The organism is Microbispora sp. NPDC046973, from assembly GCF_040644495.1.
In the GTDB taxonomy this organism is placed as follows: Bacteria; Actinomycetota; Actinomycetes; order Streptosporangiales; family Streptosporangiaceae; genus Microbispora.
On the sequence record NZ_JBEYWQ010000082.1, the window covers coordinates 1 to 1436 of the forward strand.

Consider the following 1436-nt stretch of genomic DNA (forward strand, 5'->3'; position numbering starts at 1 on the left):
CGTCCACCCGGAAGACGTCGATGTCGGCCAGGTCCTCCCACAACACCGGGTTGGAGTACGTCGACGACGGCGGCCACGGCCCGCTCGACGGACTCGCCGACGGCGACGGTGAAGGCGACGGTGAAGGCGAAGGCGACGGTGAAGCGCTGGGGCTGCTGCTCGGGCTCGCCGAGGGGCTGGCGCTGGGACTGACACTGGGGCTTGCACTGGGACTTGCGCTGGGGCTCGGGCTGGGGCTGGTGACGGTTCCACTGCAGGTGGTGCCGTTCAGCGCGAAGCTCGCCGGCACCGGATTGGACGAGGTCCAGGAGCCGTTGAAGCCGAACGACGCGCTGCCGCCGGTCGGGATGGCGCCGTTGTAGGAGGCGTTGGTCACGGTGACCTGTGCGCCGGACTGCGTATAGCTGCCGTTCCACAGTTGGCTGATCGTCTGCCCGGCGGAGAACGACCAGGTCAGGCGCCAGCCGTCGACCGGGTCACCCAGGTTGACCACGTCCACGTTGGCGCCGAAGCCGCCCTGCCACTGGTTGGTCACGGTGTAGGTGACCCGGCAGCCCGCGGCGGCGCGGGCGGAGCCGGCGGTCACGACTCCGAGGACGCTCAGCGCCGCGGCCATCCCGGCCGCGAGCCAGCGCCGATGTCGAGTGAAGCGCACGAGGATCTCCAGGGGGATAGGGACTCGTCAGGAGACGGTGCAGGTCAGCGTGGGCACGCCGTTGGCGCCGTTCCAGGTGCCGAGGAAGCCGAACTGGGTGCTCGCGCCCGCGCCGAGCGCGCCGTTGTAGCCGACGTTGCGGGCGGTGACCTCGGCTCCGCTGGCGCTGATCGTGGCGTTCCACGACTGGGTGACCGTCTGGCCGTTGCCGAACCGCCAGCCGACCGTCCAGGAGGAGATGGCCGAGCTGCCCGCGGTGACGGTCACCGTCGCCTGGAAGCCGCCGTCCCACTGCCCGGCGATCGCGTACGCGGCCGAGCACCCCGCGCCGACCGGCGACGGACTGACTGAGGGACTCGCTGAGGGACTGGGTGACGGGCTGGCTGACGGGCTGGGTGAAGGACTGGGGCTGGGGCCCTGCCCGATGCTGCCGGGAACCGACTGGAGCGCCGCGTACCAGGCGGCGGCCATCTTGTCGTAGCCGGTCGCGGTGGGGTGGACGCCGTCGATCAGGTCGGCGGTGGTCAGCTTGCTGTGCATGTCGACCAGGTGGACGTGCTTGCCGCTGCCGGCCTTGGACTGCACGATGCCGGGGATCGCCGCGTTGAAGGTGCGCGCGGCGGCCTCCTGGCCGGAGTTCGACAGGGGGATGATGGTCGCGACGAACACCTCGGCGTTCGGCGCCGCCGCGGTGATGTGGTCGATCAGCGTGGACAGCCGCTGCGGCGCGCCGGACAGGTTGTAGTTCTGCAGCACGTCGTTGGTGCCGATGTGCAGCAGC

General features: G+C 70.9%; 2 protein-coding genes. Both read right to left on the bottom strand.

From position 1 onward, the window contains the following. Positions 1 to 655, bottom strand: a 655-nt coding sequence (locus tag ABZ860_RS42780) for a cellulose binding domain-containing protein (protein ID WP_357232600.1), incomplete at its 3' end; no start/stop codon positions are given. Positions 656 to 682: 27 nt separating this feature from the next. Continuing rightward, on the bottom strand, positions 683 to 1436 hold a 754-nt coding region (locus tag ABZ860_RS42785), incomplete at its 5' end, for a cellulose binding domain-containing protein (RefSeq protein WP_357232603.1).